Genomic DNA, 17,161 nt, shown 5'->3' on the forward strand with positions numbered 1-17,161 from the left:
GTGGGGGTGTCTCACCCATTGGACAATCTCTGACAGGAGGGGTGGCACGTGACCACCGAACTGCGTCGTCTGCGCAACTACATCGACGGGGAGTTCCGGGATGCCGCCGACGGGCGGACCACCGAGGTGGTCAATCCGGCCACCGGCGACGCATACGCAACGGCACCGCTCTCCGCCGCCGCCGACATCGACGCCGCCATGGCCGCCGCCGAGGCCGCATTCCCGGCCTGGCGGGACCTCGTACCGGGGGAGCGGCAGAAGGCCCTGCTGAAGATCGCCGACGAGATCGAGCGGCGGGCCGAGGAACTGATCGCCGCCGAGTCGGAGAACACCGGCAAGCCCATCGGACTGACCCGGTCCGAGGAGATCCCGCCCATGGTCGACCAGATCCGCTTCTTCGCGGGTGCGGCACGGCTGCTGGAGGGCCGTTCGGCCGGTGAGTACATGGAGGGCCTGACCTCCATCGTCCGGCGCGAGCCGGTGGGCGTCTGTGCCCAGGTCGCGCCGTGGAACTACCCGATGATGATGGCCGTGTGGAAGTTCGCCCCGGCGCTCGCCGCGGGCAACACGGTCGTGCTCAAGCCGTCCGACACCACCCCGGCGTCGACGGTCCTGCTCGCCGAGATCATCGGCGGCATCGTCCCCAAGGGCGTCTTCAACGTGGTCTGCGGCGACCGGGACACCGGCCGCCTGATGGTCGAGCACCGGACCCCGGCCATGGCCTCCATCACCGGCTCCGTCCGGGCCGGCATGCAGGTCGCCGAGAGCGCGTCCAAGGACCTCAAGCGGGTCCACCTGGAGCTCGGCGGCAAGGCCCCGGTCGTCGTCTTCGAGGACACCGACATCCCCAAGGCCGTCGAGGACATCTCGGTGGCGGGCTTCTTCAACGCCGGCCAGGACTGCACGGCCGCGACCCGGGTGCTCGTCCACGAGTCCATCCACGACGAGTTCGTCGCGGCCCTCACCAAGGCCGCCGAGGACACCAAGACCGGGCAGCCGGACGACGAGGACGTTCTCTTCGGCCCGCTCAACAACGCCAACCAGCTCGCCCAGGTCGTCGGCTTCATCGACCGGCTCCCCTCGCACGCCAAGGTCGAGGCGGGCGGCCACCGGGTGGGCGAGAAGGGCTACTTCTTCGCCCCCACCGTCGTCTCCGGCCTCAAGCAGGACGACGAGATCATCCAGAAGGAGGTCTTCGGGCCGGTCATCACCGTCCAGAAGTTCACCGACGAGGGGCAGGCCACCGCGTGGGCGAACGGCGTCGAGTACGCCCTCGCCTCCTCGGTGTGGACCAAGAACCACGCGCGCGCCATGCGGATGTCGAAGAACCTCGACTTCGGCTGCGTCTGGATCAACACCCACATCCCGCTCGTCGCCGAGATGCCGCACGGCGGCTTCAAGAAGTCCGGCTACGGCAAGGACCTCTCGGGCTACGGCTTCGAGGACTACACGCGCATCAAGCACGTGATGACGTCCCTCGACGGCTGATCCCCGTCCGACGGACGGCCGCACCGGCTACATCACCGGCGGCGCACCCCGACACCCTGTCGGGGTGCGCCGCCGGCGCCGTGACGCGGCGTCCATTGCCCCGCGGGTGGAGGCACCGGCATCCTGCCGGGGTGCCGGAGAACACCGCGGAACGCCCGCTCCACCGCCGCTCCCTGCTGCGCCTCCTCACAGCCGCCGGGGGAAGTGCCGCACTGGCCGGGTGCGGGGTGCCGGCCGCGTACGTCGCCCCCGGGGACCGCGCCGCGCGCGACCGCTCCGCCCGCGACCCGCGCCTCGCCTTCGCCAACTGGCCGCTCTACATCGACACCGACGACGGCGACGCGCAACGGCGCCCGACGCTCGCGGCCTTCGAGAAGCGGACCGGGATCTCCGTCGCGTACACCGAGGAGATCAACGACAACGACGAGTTCTTCGGGAAGATCGGCCCGGCCCTGATGAACCATCAGGACACCGGGCGGGACCTGATCGTCATCAGCGACTGGATGTGCGGCCGGTTCGTCCGGCTCGGCTGGGTGCAGGAGATGGACCGCTCGCGCCAGCCGAACGTCGCCCGGCACCTCGACCCGCTGCTGCGCAGCCCCGCCTTCGACCGGGGCCGCCGGCACACCGTGCCCTGGCAGTCCGGGATCACCGGCATCGCGTACAACCGGCGCAAGCTGGGCCGGGAGCTGCGCAGCACCGCCGACCTGTGGCACGAGGACCTGCGCGGCCGGGTCACCCTGCTCTCCGGCCTCGACGAGGCGTTCGCCCTGCTGATGCAGGGCGACGGCGTCGACGTCACCAACTGGACGGCGGACGACTTCCACGCCATGACCGACCGGGTGCGGCGGCTCGTCGCGGAACGGCACATCCGCCGCTTCACCGGCAACGACTACATCAAGGACCTGTCCTCCGGCGATGTGCTCGCCGCCCAGGCGTACTCCGGCGACGTGGTCCAACTCCGCACCGACAACCCGGACATCGAGTTCGTGGTGCCGGAGGAGGGCGCCGAGCTCTGGTCGGAGAGCCTGATGATCCCCAACCTCGCCGGGCACAAGCGGAACGCCGAGGCGCTGATCGACTACTACTACGAGCCGGAGGTGGCGGCCGAGCTGGCCGCCTGGGTCAACTACGTCTGCCCGGTCCCGGCCGCCCGCGAGGTGCTGGCCGGCGCGAAGGACGAGGAGACGGCCCGGCTGGCCGAGGACCCGCTGATCTTCCCCGACGGGGCCCTGCGCAAGCGGCTGGCGATCGCCCGGGACATCACCTCGAAGGAGCGGCCGGAGTTCGCCCGGGAGTGGAACGCGATCGTGGGGCTGTGAGCCCGGCGGGGGAGCGGGGCTGTGAGCCCGGCTCCTCGCGGCCCCGCTTCAGCACACGTGACCGAGGGCGGTGCGTATCGTTGAACCACGCGGCTGCACGTGTCGACGCGGGCAGCGGGGAGGAGCGGCACGGTGACCGTCGAGCTGACCGACAGGATCGAGATGGCCGACAGTGAAGAGCTGACCTTGGACGAACTGTTCGAGCGGCTGGAGCACATGCCTGTCCCCGAGGGCTACAAGGTCGAGATTGTCGAGGGGACCGTCCACATGTCGCCGCAACGCCGTACGCACTGGAAGATCATCCGTAGGGTCCTCCGGCAGCTGGAGGACCACTTCGGCGGCGATGCGGAGATCGACTCCGATGTGCGGATCGATTTTCCGGGGCATCTCAACGGCTTCGCCCCCGACCTTGCGAAGGCCGTCGAGGGTGCGACGCCGGACGACAAGGGGCGGTTCGCCCCGCGGGATCTCGAGTTCGTGCTGGAGGTCATCTCCAGGGGCACCGGCGCCAGCGACTACGGCGGCAAGAAGGCGGTCTACGCCGAGTCCGAGGTGCCCGTCTATCTGATCGCCGATCCCTACCAGCGCAAGTGCCACCTGTTCACGCACCCCAAGGGCGGCGAGTACCGGAGCGAGCTGACGGTCACCTTCGGCGAGCCGGTCGACCTCACCGGCACCTCGCTCGGGCTGGTGCTCTCCACCGAGGACTTCCCCCGCGACTGAACCGCGACCGAGGCGGTCCGGGCCCGAGTGCCGCGCCCGGCCGGGCACCGTTCGTCCGCAGCACCGCGCCGGGACACAGCAGCCGGGGCCGGGACGCAGCACCGCGCCGGGGCGCAGTGCCGGTCCCGGCCCCGGCTGCTGTGTCGTCCCGGGCCCGGGACGCCCATGGCCCGCCGGTCACCTCTCCCGGCGGCCCCGTCGCGGAGGTGTGTCGATCGCCCGCCGCAGGCAGTCGATGCGGTTGGTGGTGATCGAGTCGACGCCGAGCCGCAGCAGCCGCAGCATCGTCCGCCGGGTGTCGGCGGTCCAGGCCGAGACGAGGAACCCGTCGGCGTGGAGCCGGTCCACCAGAGCGGCGTCGAGCAGCCCGAACCGGTAGTTGAGCCAGCGCGGACGCAGCTGCGCCAGCAGCGTCGGCCGCGGCGGGGCGAGGGTCGTCCAGGTGAGGGCGATCTCCGCGTCGGGGTCCCGGTCGCGCACCGCCCGCATCGCCGTGGCACCGCCGCAGTAGTAGACCCGGTCACCGGCCCCGTGGTCGCGGACCTCGGCGACGGCCGCCGGGGCGGCCGAGGCGTCCGGGAGGTCGATCAGCGCCCGGACACCGGGGGTGGCGTGCACCGCCGCCAGGCCCTCGCCCAGCCCGGTGACACCGCCGCCCGTCAGCTCCCGCACCTCCCGCGCGGTGAACTTCGCCAGCGCGCGCTCGTCACCCCACAGCCGCTCCAGCGTCGCGTCGTGCAGCAGCACGGGCCGGCCGTCCCGGGTGAGCCGTACGTCCATCTCCACCGCGTCCGCGCCCCGGTGCACCGCGGAGCGCAGCGAGGGCAGGGTGTTCTCCCGGACCCGGTACGGGTCGCCGCGGTGGGCGACGGCTACCGCAGCCATGCGTCCGTGTACCCGTCGATCTCGGCGGCGAGCTTGGCCTTGGCCGGCTCGTCGAGGAAGGACGCCTCCACGGCGTTCTTCGCCAGCCCGGCCAGACCCCGCTCGTCGAGCTTCAGCAGCCGGGCCGCCACCTCGTACTCGGTGTTGAGGTCGGTGCCGAACATCGGCGGGTCGTCGCTGTTGATGGTGACCAGCACGCCGGCCCGGGACATCTCCTTGACCGGGTGCCGCTCCAGGTCCTCCACGGCGCGGGTGGCGATGTTGGAGGTGGGGCAGACCTCCAGCGGAATGCGGTGCTCGGCGAGGTGCTCCAGCAGCCGCGGGTCCTTGACCGCGCTGGTCCCGTGCCCGATCCGCTCCGCGCGCAGGTGGTGCAGCGCGTCCCAGATCGTCTCCGGGCCGGTCGTCTCGCCCGCGTGCGGCACGCTGTGCAGCCCGGCGGCGATGGCGCGGTCGAAGTACGGTTTGAACTGCGGCCGGGGGACGCCGACTTCGGGGCCACCCAGTCCGAACGAGACCAGACCGTCCGGCTTCAGGTCCACCGCGATGCGCGCGGTCTCCTCGGCGGACTGCAGCCCCGCCTCGCCGGGGATGTCGAAGCACCAGCGCAGCACCACGCCCAGGTCCGCCTCCGCGGCCCGGCGGGCGTCCTCGATGGCCTCGACGAACGCCACATCCGGAATGCCGCGGCTGACCGAGGAGAACGGGGTCACCGTGAGCTCCGCGTAGCGGATGCTCTGCCGGGCCATGTCGCGGGCGACCTCGTAGGTCAGCAGCCGGACGTCCTCGGCGTCGCGGATCAGGTCCACGACCGACAGATAGACCTCGATGAAGTGGGCGAAGTCCCGGAAGGTGAAGTAGTCGGCCAGCGCCTCCGGGTCCGTGGGGACCTTGGAGTCGGGGTGGCGCGCGGCCAGCTCGGCGACGATGCGCGGGGAGGCGGAGCCGACGTGGTGCACATGGAGCTCCGCCTTGGGCAGCCCGGCGATGAAGGTGTGCAGATCGGGCATCGGTCCTCCTGAGGACAGCTCGGGTGCCGGGCAGGGATCATCGTAGGCACGGACCCGGCCGGTCCGGCACGGTGCCGGTGCGCCTGATCCGGTGGGGAGCCCTGATCAGGGAGTACCGCATGCGCCGGGTGCCTGCTCATGCCTGCCCGTGCCTGCCCGAGCCGGGTCGCCTGGGCCGGCCGGGGCGTCGGCCGGGTACTCCCGGACGTACCGATACCCGTTCGGTGCGGGTCCGGTACCGGACCCGATTCCGGGGGAACGGCTTCTCCCGCCCCGGTCGTGTCGTACCCGGCCCGTAGCATGGCGGAGGTCCGAAGGGGAGGGGCCTTGAAGGGGGAGGGACATGACCGAGAGCGCCGAAGGGCCCGAGCGCCCGCAGCCGCGTGACCCCTGGGCTCCGCCGGAGCCTCCGGCACCCCAGGGACCTCCGCCCGGGCCCTGGCAGGGCAGGCCGCACCCGCCACCGGTCCCACCTCCGGCCGAGGTCCCGGGGCCGCCCCGGGCGTCGGGTGGCCCGCCGCCGGTCTCGCCCGTCCCGCCGCCGCCGATCGCTCCCACCGGCCCCGGTGCGCCCCTCGGCTACGGCCCGTACGGCGCCGGTCCCTACGCGACGGACTACGGAGCGGGCGCGTACGGCACCTCTCCCAACGGTGCGGGCTCGTACGGCAGCGGTTACGGCCACGGCGGTTTCCCGGGGCAGCCGGGCCTCGGTCCCTACGGCGGGTCCGGCTACGGGCCGGGCGGACCCTACGGCCCGGGTCGGCACCCGGCCGGGTACGGGCACAGCAACGGCTTCGGAGTCGCCGGGCTGGTGACCGGCATCGTCGGCACGGTCCTCACCGCCTCCATCGCCGGCTTCTTGGTCGGGATCGTGCTCGGCATCCTCGCGATCGTCTTCGGGGCGCTGGGCCGCGGCAAGGCCGCGCGCGGCGAGGCCGGCAACGGCGGGCAGGCGCTCGCGGGCGTCATCCTGGGCGTCGTCGCGCTGGCCGGCAGCGTCCTGATCATGGTCCTGCTGATAGCCGACGCCGCGAACGACGCGGAGCGCCGCGGCGCCCCGGAGGAGGGATCCGCGCGGGCTGCACCGGTGGTCCGGATGGTCACCGCGGACTGTTGATCCGTCGGCCGCTGATCCGGCCACCGATCCCTCCTGCGGCCCCCGCCCCGCGCGGGCGTGGCCGTGGTGCGTGGCCCGGTGCGGGGCCGCGGTGTTCCCGGCCGGATGCGCGCGTCCGGTGCCCGATGCCCGGTGCTCGCCGGGTCGCTGCCCGCCGGGTACCCGTTCCGCCGCCCCCGCTCACGCCGCCCCCGCTCACGCCGCCCCCGCTCACCCTGCCCGGCCTCCGTGCGCCCCGAGCCGGCCAGGGCCGCCCCGCAGCACGTACACCCCCGGGCACTGGACAGTCCGTCCGCCCAGCACCCGCCCGACCCGACGCAATGACCGAATCCGTCGCGTAACCAAAAGGCAACAACGGAATCCCTTGTTGAAGCCGGGGTGCTCTGTCAGGATCGGCCTTCACGTCGAGCTGGAGCTACGCCGACCGCCATCACGGGGGACGCGGAGGAGAGCGATATGAGCCATCCCTTCCAAGCCGAGAACCGCTTCGCGGACGGGGCGCAGTACATCGCCGGAGAGCTTCGGCCCGGAACCTCGGGCCGTGAGCACGCGGTGGTCGACCCGGCCACCGGAGACCCGGTGTTCACCTACGAACTGGCCGGAACCGCCGATGTGGACGCCGCCGTCGAGGCCGCCGCGCAGGCCTTCCCCGGCTGGGCCGGCGCCACCCCGGGCGAGCGTTCCGACGCGATGCACCGCTTCGCCTCCGTACTCGCCGAGCAGGCCGATGAGTTCGCGGACGCCGAGTCGCTCCAGTGCGGCAAGCCCATCAAGCTCTCCGCCGAGTTCGACGTGCCCGGCTCGGTCGACAACGCGTCCTTCTTCGCCGGTGCCGCACGCCACTTGGAGGGGAAGTCGGCGGGGGAGTACAGCGGCGACCACACCTCCTACATCCGGCGTGAACCCATCGGTGTCGTCGGCTCGATCGCGCCCTGGAACTACCCGCTCCAGATGGCTGCCTGGAAGGTGCTGCCGGCCATCGCCGCGGGCAACACCATCGTCCTCAAGCCCGCCGAACTCACCCCGTTCACCTCGCTGATGTTCGCCCAGGCGGCCACCGAGGCGGGGATTCCCGACGGTGTCGTCAACATCGTCAGCGGCGCGGGCCGGGACGCGGGCGAGCACCTCGTGGGCCACCCGGACGTCGCCATGACCTCCTTCACCGGTTCCACCGGCGTCGGCAAGCGGGTCGCCGAGATCGCCACCGGCACCGTCAAGCGCCTCCACCTGGAACTGGGCGGCAAGGCCCCGTTCGTGGTCTTCGACGACGCCGACCTGGAGGCCGCCGTGCACGGCGCGGTCGCCGGTGCCCTCATCAACACCGGCCAGGACTGCACCGCCGCCACCCGCGCCTACGTCCAGCGCCCGCTGTACGACGCCTTCGTGGCCGGGGTCGCCGATCTGATGGCGACCGTCCGGCTCGGCGACCCGTTCGACCCGGCCACCGATCTCGGCCCGCTCATCTCGCACACCCAGCGCGACCGCGTCGCCGGGTTCGTGGAGCGCGCCCGGTCCTACGCCACCGTGGTCACCGGCGGCGAGGCGCCGCAGTGCGACCTGGCGAAGGGCGCCTACTACCGGCCCACGCTGGTCACCGGCGCCACGCAGGACAGCGAGATCGTCCAGTCGGAGCTCTTCGGCCCGGTCCTCGTCGTGCTGCCCTTCGACAGCGACGACGAGGGCATCGCCCTCGCCAACGACACCCCCTACGGCCTCGCCGCCTCCGCCTGGAGCCGCGACGTCTACCGCACCGGCCGGGCGACCCGCGAGATCAAGGCCGGCTGCGTCTGGGTCAACGACCACATCCCGATCCTCAGCGAGATGCCGCACGGAGGCTACAAGGCCTCCGGCTTCGGCAAGGACATGTCGGCGTACTCCTTCGAGGAGTACACGCAGGTCAAGCATGTGATGTTCGACAACACCGCGGTGGTCCGGAAGGACTGGCACCGCACCGTCTTCGGGGACCGCTGATACCGAGAGACCGGCTGACACACCGGCTGACACCCGTGAAGGGGCACCGCGCATGGAGCAGTACGAGCCAGAGACCCTGTCGGCGGCGCAGTTGGCCGCCGTGCGGCGGAGCGTGACCGAGGGCCGGATGGCCATGAGCCGCCGGTCGCTGCTGCGGGCGACCGGCGGCGGTGCCCTCGCCCTCGGTGGGCTCGGCGCCCTCACGGGGTGCGGCATCCCGCCCGCCGGGCGGACCGCGGGGACCGGCTCGGCCGACGACCACTCGGACGAGGAGAAGCTGCTCACCTTCTCCAACTGGACCGAGTACATCGACGTCAGCGACGACAACAAGCGCCGCCCCAGCCTGGACGCCTTCAAGCGCCGGACCGGCATCACGGTCAAGTACACCGAGGACATCAACGACAACGTCGAGTTCTTCGGCAAGATCAAGCCGCAGCTCGCAGGCGGCCAGGACACCGGGCGCGACCTGATCTGCGTCACCGACTGGCTGGCCGGCCGCATGATCCGCCTCGGCTGGATGCAGAAACTCGACCAGACGAATCTGCCCCACGCCTACGCCAACCTGGCCGAGGGCTTCCGCACCCCCGACTGGGACCCGGTGCGCGCCCACTCCTACGCCTGGACCGGCATCCCCGCCGTCATCGCGTACAACGAGAAGGCCACCGGCGGCCGCAAGGTCACCTCCGTCTCCCAGCTGCTGGAGGACAGCCGCCTCAAGGGCCGGGTCGGCATGCTGACCGAGATGCGCGACACCGTCGGGCTGACCCTCCTCGACATGGGCAAGAAGCCCGAGGACTTCACCGCCGACGACTATGACGCCGCCGTCGCCCGCCTCCAGAAGGGCGTCGACCGCAAGCAGATCCGCCGCTTCACCGGCAACGACTACATCGACGACCTCAACAAGGGCGACCTCGCCGCCTGCGTCGCCTGGGCGGGCGACCTGGTGCAGCTCCAGGCCGACAACCCGGCCGTCAAGTTCGCCCTCCCGGACGCCGGTTTCATGATGTCCTCCGACAACCTGCTGATCCCCAACAAGGCCCGGCACAAGCGGAACGCCGAGCGGTTCATCGACTACGCGTACGAGCCGAAGACCGCCGCGAAGATCGCCGCCTACATCAACTACGTGTGCCCGGTCGACGGTGTGCGCGAGGAACTGGCGAAGATCGACAAGAAGCTCGCCGCGAACCCGCTCATCATCCCGGACGACGAATTCACCGAGAAGGCGCACACCTTCCGGCTGCTGTCCGGCAAGGAAGAGACGGATTTCGAGGAGAAGTTCGCCAAGCTCATCGGCGCCTGACCGCCCCGGCCCCCCGCCCGTACGAACACACCTGGGATCCGCACCCATGACTGAGACCCCCTCGACCGCCGGCAGCGGCGGAGACGTCCGCCTCACCGGGATCAGCAAGACCTACGGCTCCTTCACCGCCGTGCACCCGCTCGACCTCTCCGTGCCCGCGGGCTCCTTCTTCGCCCTGCTCGGCGCCTCCGGCTGCGGCAAGACCACCACCCTGCGCATGATCGCGGGGCTGGAGGACCCGACCTCCGGCAGCGTCCTGCTGGACGGCACCGACGTCACCGGCCTCCCGCCGTACAAGCGGCCGGTGAACACCGTCTTCCAGAACTACGCGCTCTTCCCGCACCTCGACATCTACGAGAACGTCGCCTTCGGCCTCCGCCGCCGCGGCATCAAGTCCGTGAAGAAGCAGGTCGGCGAGATGCTCGACCTGGTCCAGCTCGGCGACTTCGCCCGCCGCAAGCCGCAGCAGCTCTCCGGCGGCCAGCAGCAGCGCGTCGCCGTCGCCCGCGCGCTGATCAACCACCCCCAGGTCCTGCTCCTCGACGAGCCGCTGGGCGCCCTCGACCTCAAGCTGCGCCGTCAGATGCAGCTGGAGCTCAAGCGCATCCAGACCGAGGTCGGGATCACCTTCGTGCACGTCACCCACGACCAGGAGGAGGCCATGACCATGGCCGACACGGTCGCGGTGATGAACGGCGGCCGGGTCGAGCAGCTCGGCGCCCCCGCAGACCTCTACGAGAACCCGAGCACCACCTTCGTCGCCAACTTCCTCGGCACCTCCAACCTCATCGAGGCCGAGATAGCCGAGTCCTCCGGCGACGACCTGCTGCTGAAGGCCGCCGACAGCAAGCTCCGGCTGCCCGCGGCCCGATGTTCCGCTCCCACCGGCACCGGCGGGAAACTGCTGGCCGGCGTCCGCCCCGAGAAGGTGTCCCTGGTCCACGCCGACGAGGCCGGGTCCATCGACGACGGGCGCAACCGGCTGACCGGCCGCATCGTGGACGCGAGTTTCATCGGGGTCTCCACCCAGTACCTGATCGACAGCCCGGCCGGCGGCCGGCTCTCGGTCTACGAGCAGAACATCGAACGCGACTCCCGGCTGGTCCCCGGCGCCGAGGTCGTCCTGCACTGGAACCCGGCCCACACCTTCGGCCTCGACGCCTCCCAGTCCGTGCTCGACGGAACGGTCGGCGGCACCGACGAGGAGGCCGCATGAAGGTCTCCACCGCGCCCGCGGCCGACGTCCCCGAGGCGCCGCCCCTCCCGGCGGGCAAGGCCGCCCGGCGCAAGCGCCTCGTCCCGTACTGGCTGCTGCTGCCGGGGCTGGTGTGGCTGGTGGTGTTCTTCGCCGCCCCGATGGTCTACCAGGCCTCCACCTCGGTGCAGACCGGCTCCCTCGAAGAGGGCTTCAAGGTCACCTGGCACTTCGTCACCTACTGGGACGCGCTGAGCGAGTACTACCCGCAGTTCCTGCGCTCGGTGCTCTACTCCGGCACCGCCACCGCGCTCTGCCTGCTCGTCGGCTACCCGCTGGCGTACACCATCGCCTTCCGGGCCGGCCGCTGGCGGAACCTGGTCCTGGTGCTGGTCATCGCGCCGTTCTTCACCAGCTTCCTCATCCGCACCCTGGCCTGGAAGACGATCCTCGCCGACGGCGGCCCGGTGGTCGGCGCGCTCAACACCCTGCACGTCCTCGACGTGACCTCGTGGCTCGGCATCACCGACGGGCAGCGGGTGCTCGCCACCCCGCTCGCGGTGATCTGCGGACTCACCTACAACTTCCTGCCGTTCATGATCCTGCCGCTGTACTCCTCCCTGGAGCGGATCGACGTCCGGCTGCACGAGGCGGCGGGCGACCTCTATGCCCGGCCCTTCACCGCCTTCCGGAAGGTCACCTTCCCGCTGTCCATGCCGGGCGTGGTCGCCGGAACCCTGCTCACCTTCATCCCCGCGACCGGTGACTACATCAACGCGGAACTGCTCGGCTCCACCGACCAGAAGATGGTCGGCAACGTCATCCAGTCGCAGTTCCTCCGGGTGCTCGACTACCCGACGGCCGCCGCGCTGTCCTTCATCCTCATGGCCGCGATCCTGGCCATGGTCACCGTCTACATCCGCAAGTCCGGGACGGAGGACCTCGTCTGATGCGGTGGCTTCGACGCAACCTCGTGGTGCTCGCGGGCGTCCTGACGCTCGCCTATCTGATCGTGCCGAACGTCATCGTCATGATCTTCTCCTTCAACAAGCCCAACGGCCGGTTCAACTACGAGTGGCAGCGGTTCTCCACCGACGCCTGGACCGACCCGTGCGGCGTCGCCGACCTCTGCGGATCGCTCTCCCTGAGCCTGCAGATCGCCCTCTGGGCGACCCTCGGCGCCACCGCCCTCGGCACGATGATCGCCTTCGCGCTCGCCCGCTACCGGTTCCGGGCCCGCGGCGCCGTGAACACCCTGATCTTCCTGCCGATGGCGATGCCCGAGGTGGTCATGGGCGCCTCGCTCGGCACCCTCTTCCTCAACATGGGTGCCCAGTTCGGCTTCTGGACGATCCTCATCGCCCACATCATGTTCTGCCTGAGCTTCGTGGTCACCGCGGTCAAGGCCCGGGTGATGAGCATGGACCCCCGCCTCGAACAGGCCGCGCAGGACCTCTACGCCTCCCCCGTGCAGACCTTCCTGCGGGTGACCCTGCCGATCGCCGCGCCCGGCATCGCCGCCGGCGCGCTGCTCTCCTTCGCGCTCTCCTTCGACGACTTCATCATCACCAACTTCAACGCGGGCTCGACCGTCACCTTCCCCATGTTCGTCTGGGGCTCGGCGCAGCGCGGCACGCCCGTCCAGATCAATGTCATCGGCACCGCGATGTTCGCCGTCGCCGTCCTGTGCGTACTCGCCGGCCAACTGCTGGGAAACCGCCGCAAGAGGAGCTGAGAACCATGGCACGAGCTGCCATGCCGCGCACCGTCCCGACCGCCACGGACCCCGTGGCCGTACGGTCCCTGGCCGACGCCGAGCCGGCCCCGTACTGGCTCGACGACCCCGGCAGGCCCCGGGCCCGCCCCGCCCTCGTCGGCGACGAGCGCTGCGACCTGCTCGTCGTCGGCGGCGGGTACTCCGGCCTGTGGACCGCGCTGCTCGCCAAGGAGCGCGACCCCGGCCGGGACGTGGTGCTCATCGAGGGCCAGGAGGTCGGCTGGGCCGCCTCCGGGCGCAACGGAGGCTTCTGCGCCGCCTCCCTCACCCACGGCTTCGCCAACGGCCTCTCCCGCTGGCCCCAGGAGATCGCCAAGCTGGAGGAGCTGGGCAGCCGCAACCTGGACGCGATCGAGTCCGCCGTCGCGCGCTACGGCATCGACTGCGCCTTCGAACGGACCGGCGAGATCGACGTCGCCACCGAGCCGCACCAGGTCGCCGAGTTGCGGGAGGCCTCCGAGGAGGCCGCCCGTATGGGCATCGAGCTGCCCTTCCTGGACCGCGAGGAGGTACGGAAGGAGGTCGACTCGCCGACCTTCCTGGCCGGCGTCTGGGACCGCACCGGCGTGGCCATGCTCAACCCCGCCCGGCTCGCCTGGGGACTCAAGCAGGCCTGCCTCGACCTGGGCGTACGGATCCACGAGCGCACCCGCGCCACCGAACTCGCCCCCCAGGGCGCCGGTGTCGTGGTCCGCACCCCCTACGGCCGGGTCCTCGCCCGGCAGGTCGCGCTCGGCACCAACGCCTTCCCGAACCTGGTGCGCCGGATCCGTCCCTTCGTCGTGCCGGTCTACGACTACGCCCTGATGACCGAACCGCTCACCGAGGAGCAGCTCGCCGCCATCGGCTGGCGGAACCGGCAGGGGCTGAGCGACAGCGCCAACCACTTCCACTACTTCCGGCTGACGGACGACAACCGCATCCTCTGGGGCGGCTACGACGTCATCTACCACTACGGCGGCCGGATCGCCGAGGACTACAACCAGCGTCCGGAGACCTTCGCCAAGCTCGCCGCGCACTTCTTCCGCTGCTTCCCGCAGCTGGAGGGGGTGCGGTTCAGCCACACCTGGGGCGGGGTCATCGACACCTGCTCCCGCTTCTCGCCGTTCTTCGGCACGGCCCACGGCGGCCGGGTCGCCTACGCCCTCGGCTACACCGGCCTCGGGGTGGGCGCCACCCGCTTCGGCGCGGACGTCATGCTCGACCTGCTGGCCGGGGAGCGCACCGAGCGCACCGAGTCCGAGATGGTCCGGACGAAGCCGCTGCCGTTCCCGCCGGAGCCGGTGCGCTGGGCGGGCATCGGGATCACCCAGTGGGCGCTGGCCCGTTCCGATGCCAACGGGGGGCGCCGGAACCTCTGGCTGAAGGCGATGGACCGGGTGGGCCTGGGCTTCGACTCCTGAGCCGGCGGCCGGATCCCCGCGTTCCCATGCGCCCCGGGGGTCCGGTCCCGGGGCGCCCGGAGCCGGGGGGCTCCGGGCGCGGCCGCTCTCTTGGCGGCCGCTGCCGGATCCGGATACCGGTGGCCGACGTGCGGGGGGCGCCGCAGGTGGGCCGCGTGCGGGGCGGGAGGGGGCGTGTTCCTTCCTGGTTCCCGTTCTCAGTTCTCCCTGGAGTCCGGGGCCGTCCCGGTATCCGGGTCCGCTCCGGTCTTCGGGTCCGCTCCGGTCTTCGGGTCCGCTCCGGTATCCGGGTCCGTTCCGCCCTCCGGGTCCGTTCCGCCCTCCGGGTCCGTTCCGCCCTCCGGGTCCGCTCCGGCCTCCGGGGCTTCTCCGGTGTCCCGGGACGCGGTGCTCCAGCGGACGGCGCACGCCACCCCCCAGAGCAGCAGCCCGCACAGGAACCAGCTGCCGACGACGTCCAGCGGCCAGTGGTAGCCGCGGCGCACCAGCCCCGCTCCCACCCAGAGGTTCAGCAGCACGACGCACACGACGGCGGTGCGGCGTACGAGGGCGCGCCGGAGGTGGGGGAGCAGCAGGAGGAGCGCCGCGCCATAGGCGACCGCGGCGGTGGCCGCGTGCCCCGAGGGGTACCAGCCGTAGTTCTCCGCCGGTCCGAGCGGCCCCGGGCGGGCGATCCACAGCTTCAGCGGGACGACGAGCGCCGGGACGGCCGTCATGGCCGCCACCGCCACGAGCGGCGGCAGCCACCACCGCGGACGGGCGCCGGGCGGCGCCCCCTCGTCCCCTTGCCGCCGGCCCCGCCACCGTGCGTGGCCCAGCCATCCGGACCAGCAGAGCGCGGCAGCCAGGACGGGCAGCGCGGGCACCATGGCGCCCAGGTCCGCGCCCGCCTCGGCGATCACGGACGGGGTGTGCGGGCGGAACACCGCCCGCCCCAGCCGCTCGTCCAGGGCGAGCAGCGGTCCGCCCGCCGCCACCTGCCAGGTGACCAGGGCGAACAGGACCGCGCACAGCACCGGGAGCAGAGCTGCGGAAAACGCCGACCGCCCCGGAACAGGGGGGAGAGTTCCGGGGCGGTCGTAGCGACCGGTGTGCCGCGCGCCCCGGGGGGTATGGGGCGGGCGGCCGTCCGATCGGTGAGGAGTTCCGGAGCCGAAGGCTCCAGTGGTGTGCGCGAGGGCACGGCCGGGCCGAGGCTGGGGATGCGTCGACTCGACATCGCTCGCAGTCCCCTGCGAGCGGGGTGTTTCTCTCATCTGCCGAAACCGTACGCCAGGCGGCGCGGGCCCGACAGCCGGATCACCCGTCCGCCATGGCCCCCGCACACATTCTTCACCTGTCCCCGCGCACCGGTCGGAATCAGATCCCGGCGAACGCGTTCTCGATGATGTCCAGACCCTCGTTGAGCAGGTCCTCGCCGATCACCAGCGGCGGCAGGAAGCGCAGCACGTTGCCGTAGGTGCCGGTGGTGAGCACGAGCAGACCCTCGGCGTGGCACGCCTTGGCGAGCGCGGCCGTGGCCTCCGGGTTCGGGTCCTTCGAGCCGGACTTCACCAGCTCGATCGCGATCATCGCGCCACGGCCCCGGACGTCGCCGATGATGTCGAACTTCTCCTGCATCGCGCCGAGCCGCGGCTTCATGATCTGCTCGATGCGCTGGGCCTTGCCGTTGAGGTCCAGCTCGCGCATGGTCTCGATGGCGCCGAGCGCCGCGGCGCAGGCCACCGGGTTGCCGCCGTAGGTGCCGCCCAGGCCGCCGCTGTGCGCGGCGTCCATGATCTCGGCGCGGCCGGTGACGGCGGCGAGCGGCAGGCCGCCCGCGATGCCCTTTGCCGTGGTGATCAGGTCCGGGACGATGCCCTCGTCCTCACAGGCGAACCACTGGCCGGTGCGGCAGAAGCCGGACTGGATCTCGTCCGCGACGAAGACGATCCCGTTGTCGTTGGCGAACTTCACGATCGCCGGCAGGAAGCCCTTGGCCGGCTCGATGAAGCCGCCCTCGCCGAGGACCGGCTCGATCACGATCGCGGCGACGTTCTCCGCCCCGATCTGCTTGTTGATCATGTCGATGGCCTGGGCCGCGGCCTCGGTGGCGCAGTTCTCCGGGCCGGTCAGCCAGCGGTAGGGGTAGGCCACCGGGACCCGGTAGACCTCCGGCGCGAACGGGCCGAACGAGTGCTTGTACGGCATGTTCTTGGAGGTCAGCGCCATCGTGAGGTTCGTGCGGCCGTGGTAGCCGTGGTCGAACACGACGACCGCCTGGCGGCGGGTGTGCGCGCGGGCGATCTTCACCGCGTTCTCCACCGCCTCGGCGCCGGAGTTGAACAGCGCCGACTTCTTGGCGTGGTCGCCGGGGGTCAGCTCGGCGAGCTGCTCGCAGACCTCCACGTAGCCCTCGTACGGCGCCACCATGAAACAGGTGTGCGTGAAGTCGGCGAGCTGGGCCGAGGCGCGGCGCACGACGGCCTCCGCGCTGTTGCCGACCGACGTCACGGCGATGCCCGAGCCGAAGTCGATCAGCGAGTTGCCGTCCACGTCCTCGAGGACGCCGCCGCCCGCGCGCTTGGCGAAGACCGGCAGCACGGAACCGACGCCGCCGGCGACCGCGGCGGTACGGCGGGCCTGCAACTCCTGCGACTTCGGGCCGGGGATCGCGGTGACGACGCGGCGCTCCTGCGGGAGCGAGGGGCCTCCGGCGGTTGCGGTCATGGTGATCTCCTGTGCGCTCGTGGTCGGGGGTGTACGTCTGCGGAGGAACGTGGTCCTACTCACGCAGGCTAGGGCCGGGGGGCGGGGTCGGGCATGCTCCGTTCGGTAGCGCTGGGCGTGTGTCGTTGTCCGTGGCGGACAGTAGGCGGGTGCGGGGGTCGGGGTGGGTGCCTGGGCGGGCCTTGGTTGTGTGGGTGCGGGTGGTCGTGGGTTTCGGGGGTGGGGGCTCCGGGGTGGCTTCGCCTACATCAACAATTTCTG

The 17,161-nt window shown here is 71.6% G+C and carries 14 protein-coding genes; 10 read left to right on the forward strand and 4 right to left on the reverse strand.

Going from position 1 to position 17,161, the window contains the following annotated elements; all coding sequences use genetic code 11:
• Window positions 1–48 precede the first annotated feature (48 nt).
• The 3 genes from ABT112_RS20510 (at window position 49) to ABT112_RS20520 (ending at window position 3,533) form a co-directional block, all read left to right on the forward strand.
• Window positions 49–1,488, forward strand: coding sequence for a gamma-aminobutyraldehyde dehydrogenase (locus ABT112_RS20510; protein ID WP_351511520.1), 1,440 nt, complete (start codon window positions 49–51; stop codon window positions 1,486–1,488).
• Between the two features lie 131 nt (window positions 1,489–1,619).
• Window positions 1,620–2,810, forward strand: coding sequence for a polyamine ABC transporter substrate-binding protein (locus ABT112_RS20515; protein WP_351511522.1), 1,191 nt, complete (start codon window positions 1,620–1,622; stop codon window positions 2,808–2,810).
• A 132-nt stretch (window positions 2,811–2,942) separates the two neighbouring features.
• Window positions 2,943–3,533, forward strand: coding sequence for a Uma2 family endonuclease (locus tag ABT112_RS20520; protein WP_351511524.1), 591 nt, complete (start codon window positions 2,943–2,945; stop codon window positions 3,531–3,533).
• Window positions 3,534–3,710: 177 nt separating this feature from the next.
• On the opposite strand, the gene ABT112_RS20525 is transcribed toward ABT112_RS20520, so the two are convergent.
• Entirely contained in the window at window positions 3,711–4,418 is a 708-nt protein-coding gene (locus ABT112_RS20525; protein ID WP_351511526.1) for a glycerophosphodiester phosphodiesterase, read from the reverse strand.
• The gene (locus tag ABT112_RS20530; RefSeq protein ID WP_351511528.1) at window positions 4,406–5,428 is read right to left on the reverse strand and encodes an adenosine deaminase; all 1,023 of its coding nucleotides are present in this window, start codon (window positions 5,426–5,428) and stop codon (window positions 4,406–4,408) included. Before ABT112_RS20530 ends, ABT112_RS20525 begins: the two co-directional genes overlap by 13 nt.
• A 343-nt stretch (window positions 5,429–5,771) precedes the next feature.
• Here ABT112_RS20530 and ABT112_RS20535 point away from each other — a divergent pair, with 343 nt between their 5' ends.
• The 7 genes from ABT112_RS20535 to ABT112_RS20565 all read left to right on the forward strand — a co-directional run bounded on the left by ABT112_RS20535 (window position 5,772) and on the right by ABT112_RS20565 (window position 14,191).
• Window positions 5,772–6,545 carry a DUF4190 domain-containing protein gene (locus ABT112_RS20535; protein ID WP_351511530.1) on the forward strand — a complete coding sequence of 258 codons (774 nt, stop codon included), beginning with the start codon at window positions 5,772–5,774 and terminating at the stop codon, window positions 6,543–6,545.
• A gap of 456 nt (window positions 6,546–7,001) precedes the next feature.
• Window positions 7,002–8,516: a gamma-aminobutyraldehyde dehydrogenase gene (locus ABT112_RS20540; protein ID WP_351511531.1), complete on the forward strand. Its 1,515-nt coding sequence runs from the start codon at window positions 7,002–7,004 to the stop codon at window positions 8,514–8,516.
• A gap of 52 nt (window positions 8,517–8,568) precedes the next feature.
• A complete protein-coding gene (locus tag ABT112_RS20545) occupies window positions 8,569–9,816 on the forward strand; it encodes a polyamine ABC transporter substrate-binding protein (protein WP_351511533.1) in 1,248 nt (415 codons plus the stop codon).
• 46 nt (window positions 9,817–9,862) lie between these two features.
• Window positions 9,863–11,032 (forward strand): ABC transporter ATP-binding protein, encoded by a 1,170-nt coding sequence (locus tag ABT112_RS20550; protein WP_351511535.1) that lies wholly within the window; start codon window positions 9,863–9,865, stop codon window positions 11,030–11,032.
• The gene (locus ABT112_RS20555) at window positions 11,029–11,961 is read left to right on the forward strand and encodes an ABC transporter permease (RefSeq protein WP_351511537.1); all 933 of its coding nucleotides are present in this window, start codon (window positions 11,029–11,031) and stop codon (window positions 11,959–11,961) included. The genes ABT112_RS20550 and ABT112_RS20555 overlap by 4 nt, the downstream gene beginning before the upstream one ends.
• Complete coding sequence (locus ABT112_RS20560) at window positions 11,961–12,746, forward strand: ABC transporter permease (protein ID WP_351511539.1); 786 nt, start codon at window positions 11,961–11,963, stop codon at window positions 12,744–12,746. Before ABT112_RS20555 ends, ABT112_RS20560 begins: the two co-directional genes overlap by 1 nt.
• 5 nt (window positions 12,747–12,751) lie before the next feature.
• Window positions 12,752–14,191 carry an NAD(P)/FAD-dependent oxidoreductase gene (locus ABT112_RS20565; RefSeq protein ID WP_351511541.1) on the forward strand — a complete coding sequence of 480 codons (1,440 nt, stop codon included), beginning with the start codon at window positions 12,752–12,754 and terminating at the stop codon, window positions 14,189–14,191.
• A 197-nt stretch (window positions 14,192–14,388) separates the two neighbouring features.
• On the opposite strand, the gene ABT112_RS20570 is transcribed toward ABT112_RS20565, so the two are convergent.
• A complete protein-coding gene (locus tag ABT112_RS20570) occupies window positions 14,389–15,207 on the reverse strand; it encodes a phosphatase PAP2 family protein (protein WP_351511543.1) in 819 nt (272 codons plus the stop codon).
• Window positions 15,208–15,550: 343 nt separating this feature from the next.
• The gene (gene gabT, locus ABT112_RS20575; protein WP_351511545.1) at window positions 15,551–16,900 is read right to left on the reverse strand and encodes a 4-aminobutyrate--2-oxoglutarate transaminase; all 1,350 of its coding nucleotides are present in this window, start codon (window positions 16,898–16,900) and stop codon (window positions 15,551–15,553) included.
• Window positions 16,901–17,161 lie beyond the last annotated feature (261 nt).

This window comes from Streptomyces sp. NPDC002055, assembly GCF_040296705.1.
Taxonomy (GTDB): Bacteria; Actinomycetota; Actinomycetes; order Streptomycetales; family Streptomycetaceae; genus Streptomyces.

What these genes read in the sequence shown, in the direction of transcription:
- ABT112_RS20525 (WP_351511526.1), bottom strand. Translation starts at nt 4,418, where the DNA reads ATGGCTGCGGTAGCCGTCGCCCACCGCGGCGACCCGTACCGGGTCCGG.
- ABT112_RS20530 (WP_351511528.1), bottom strand. Translation starts at nt 5,428, where the DNA reads ATGCCCGATCTGCACACCTTCATCGCCGGGCTGCCCAAGGCGGAGCTC.
- ABT112_RS20535 (WP_351511530.1), top strand. Translation starts at nt 5,772, where the DNA reads ATGACCGAGAGCGCCGAAGGGCCCGAGCGCCCGCAGCCGCGTGACCCC.
- ABT112_RS20540 (WP_351511531.1), top strand. Translation starts at nt 7,002, where the DNA reads ATGAGCCATCCCTTCCAAGCCGAGAACCGCTTCGCGGACGGGGCGCAG.
- ABT112_RS20545 (WP_351511533.1), top strand. Translation starts at nt 8,569, where the DNA reads ATGGAGCAGTACGAGCCAGAGACCCTGTCGGCGGCGCAGTTGGCCGCC.
- ABT112_RS20550 (WP_351511535.1), top strand. Translation starts at nt 9,863, where the DNA reads ATGACTGAGACCCCCTCGACCGCCGGCAGCGGCGGAGACGTCCGCCTC.
- ABT112_RS20555 (WP_351511537.1), top strand. Translation starts at nt 11,029, where the DNA reads ATGAAGGTCTCCACCGCGCCCGCGGCCGACGTCCCCGAGGCGCCGCCC.
- ABT112_RS20560 (WP_351511539.1), top strand. Translation starts at nt 11,961, where the DNA reads ATGCGGTGGCTTCGACGCAACCTCGTGGTGCTCGCGGGCGTCCTGACG.
- ABT112_RS20565 (WP_351511541.1), top strand. Translation starts at nt 12,752, where the DNA reads ATGGCACGAGCTGCCATGCCGCGCACCGTCCCGACCGCCACGGACCCC.
- gabT (WP_351511545.1), bottom strand. Translation starts at nt 16,900, where the DNA reads ATGACCGCAACCGCCGGAGGCCCCTCGCTCCCGCAGGAGCGCCGCGTC.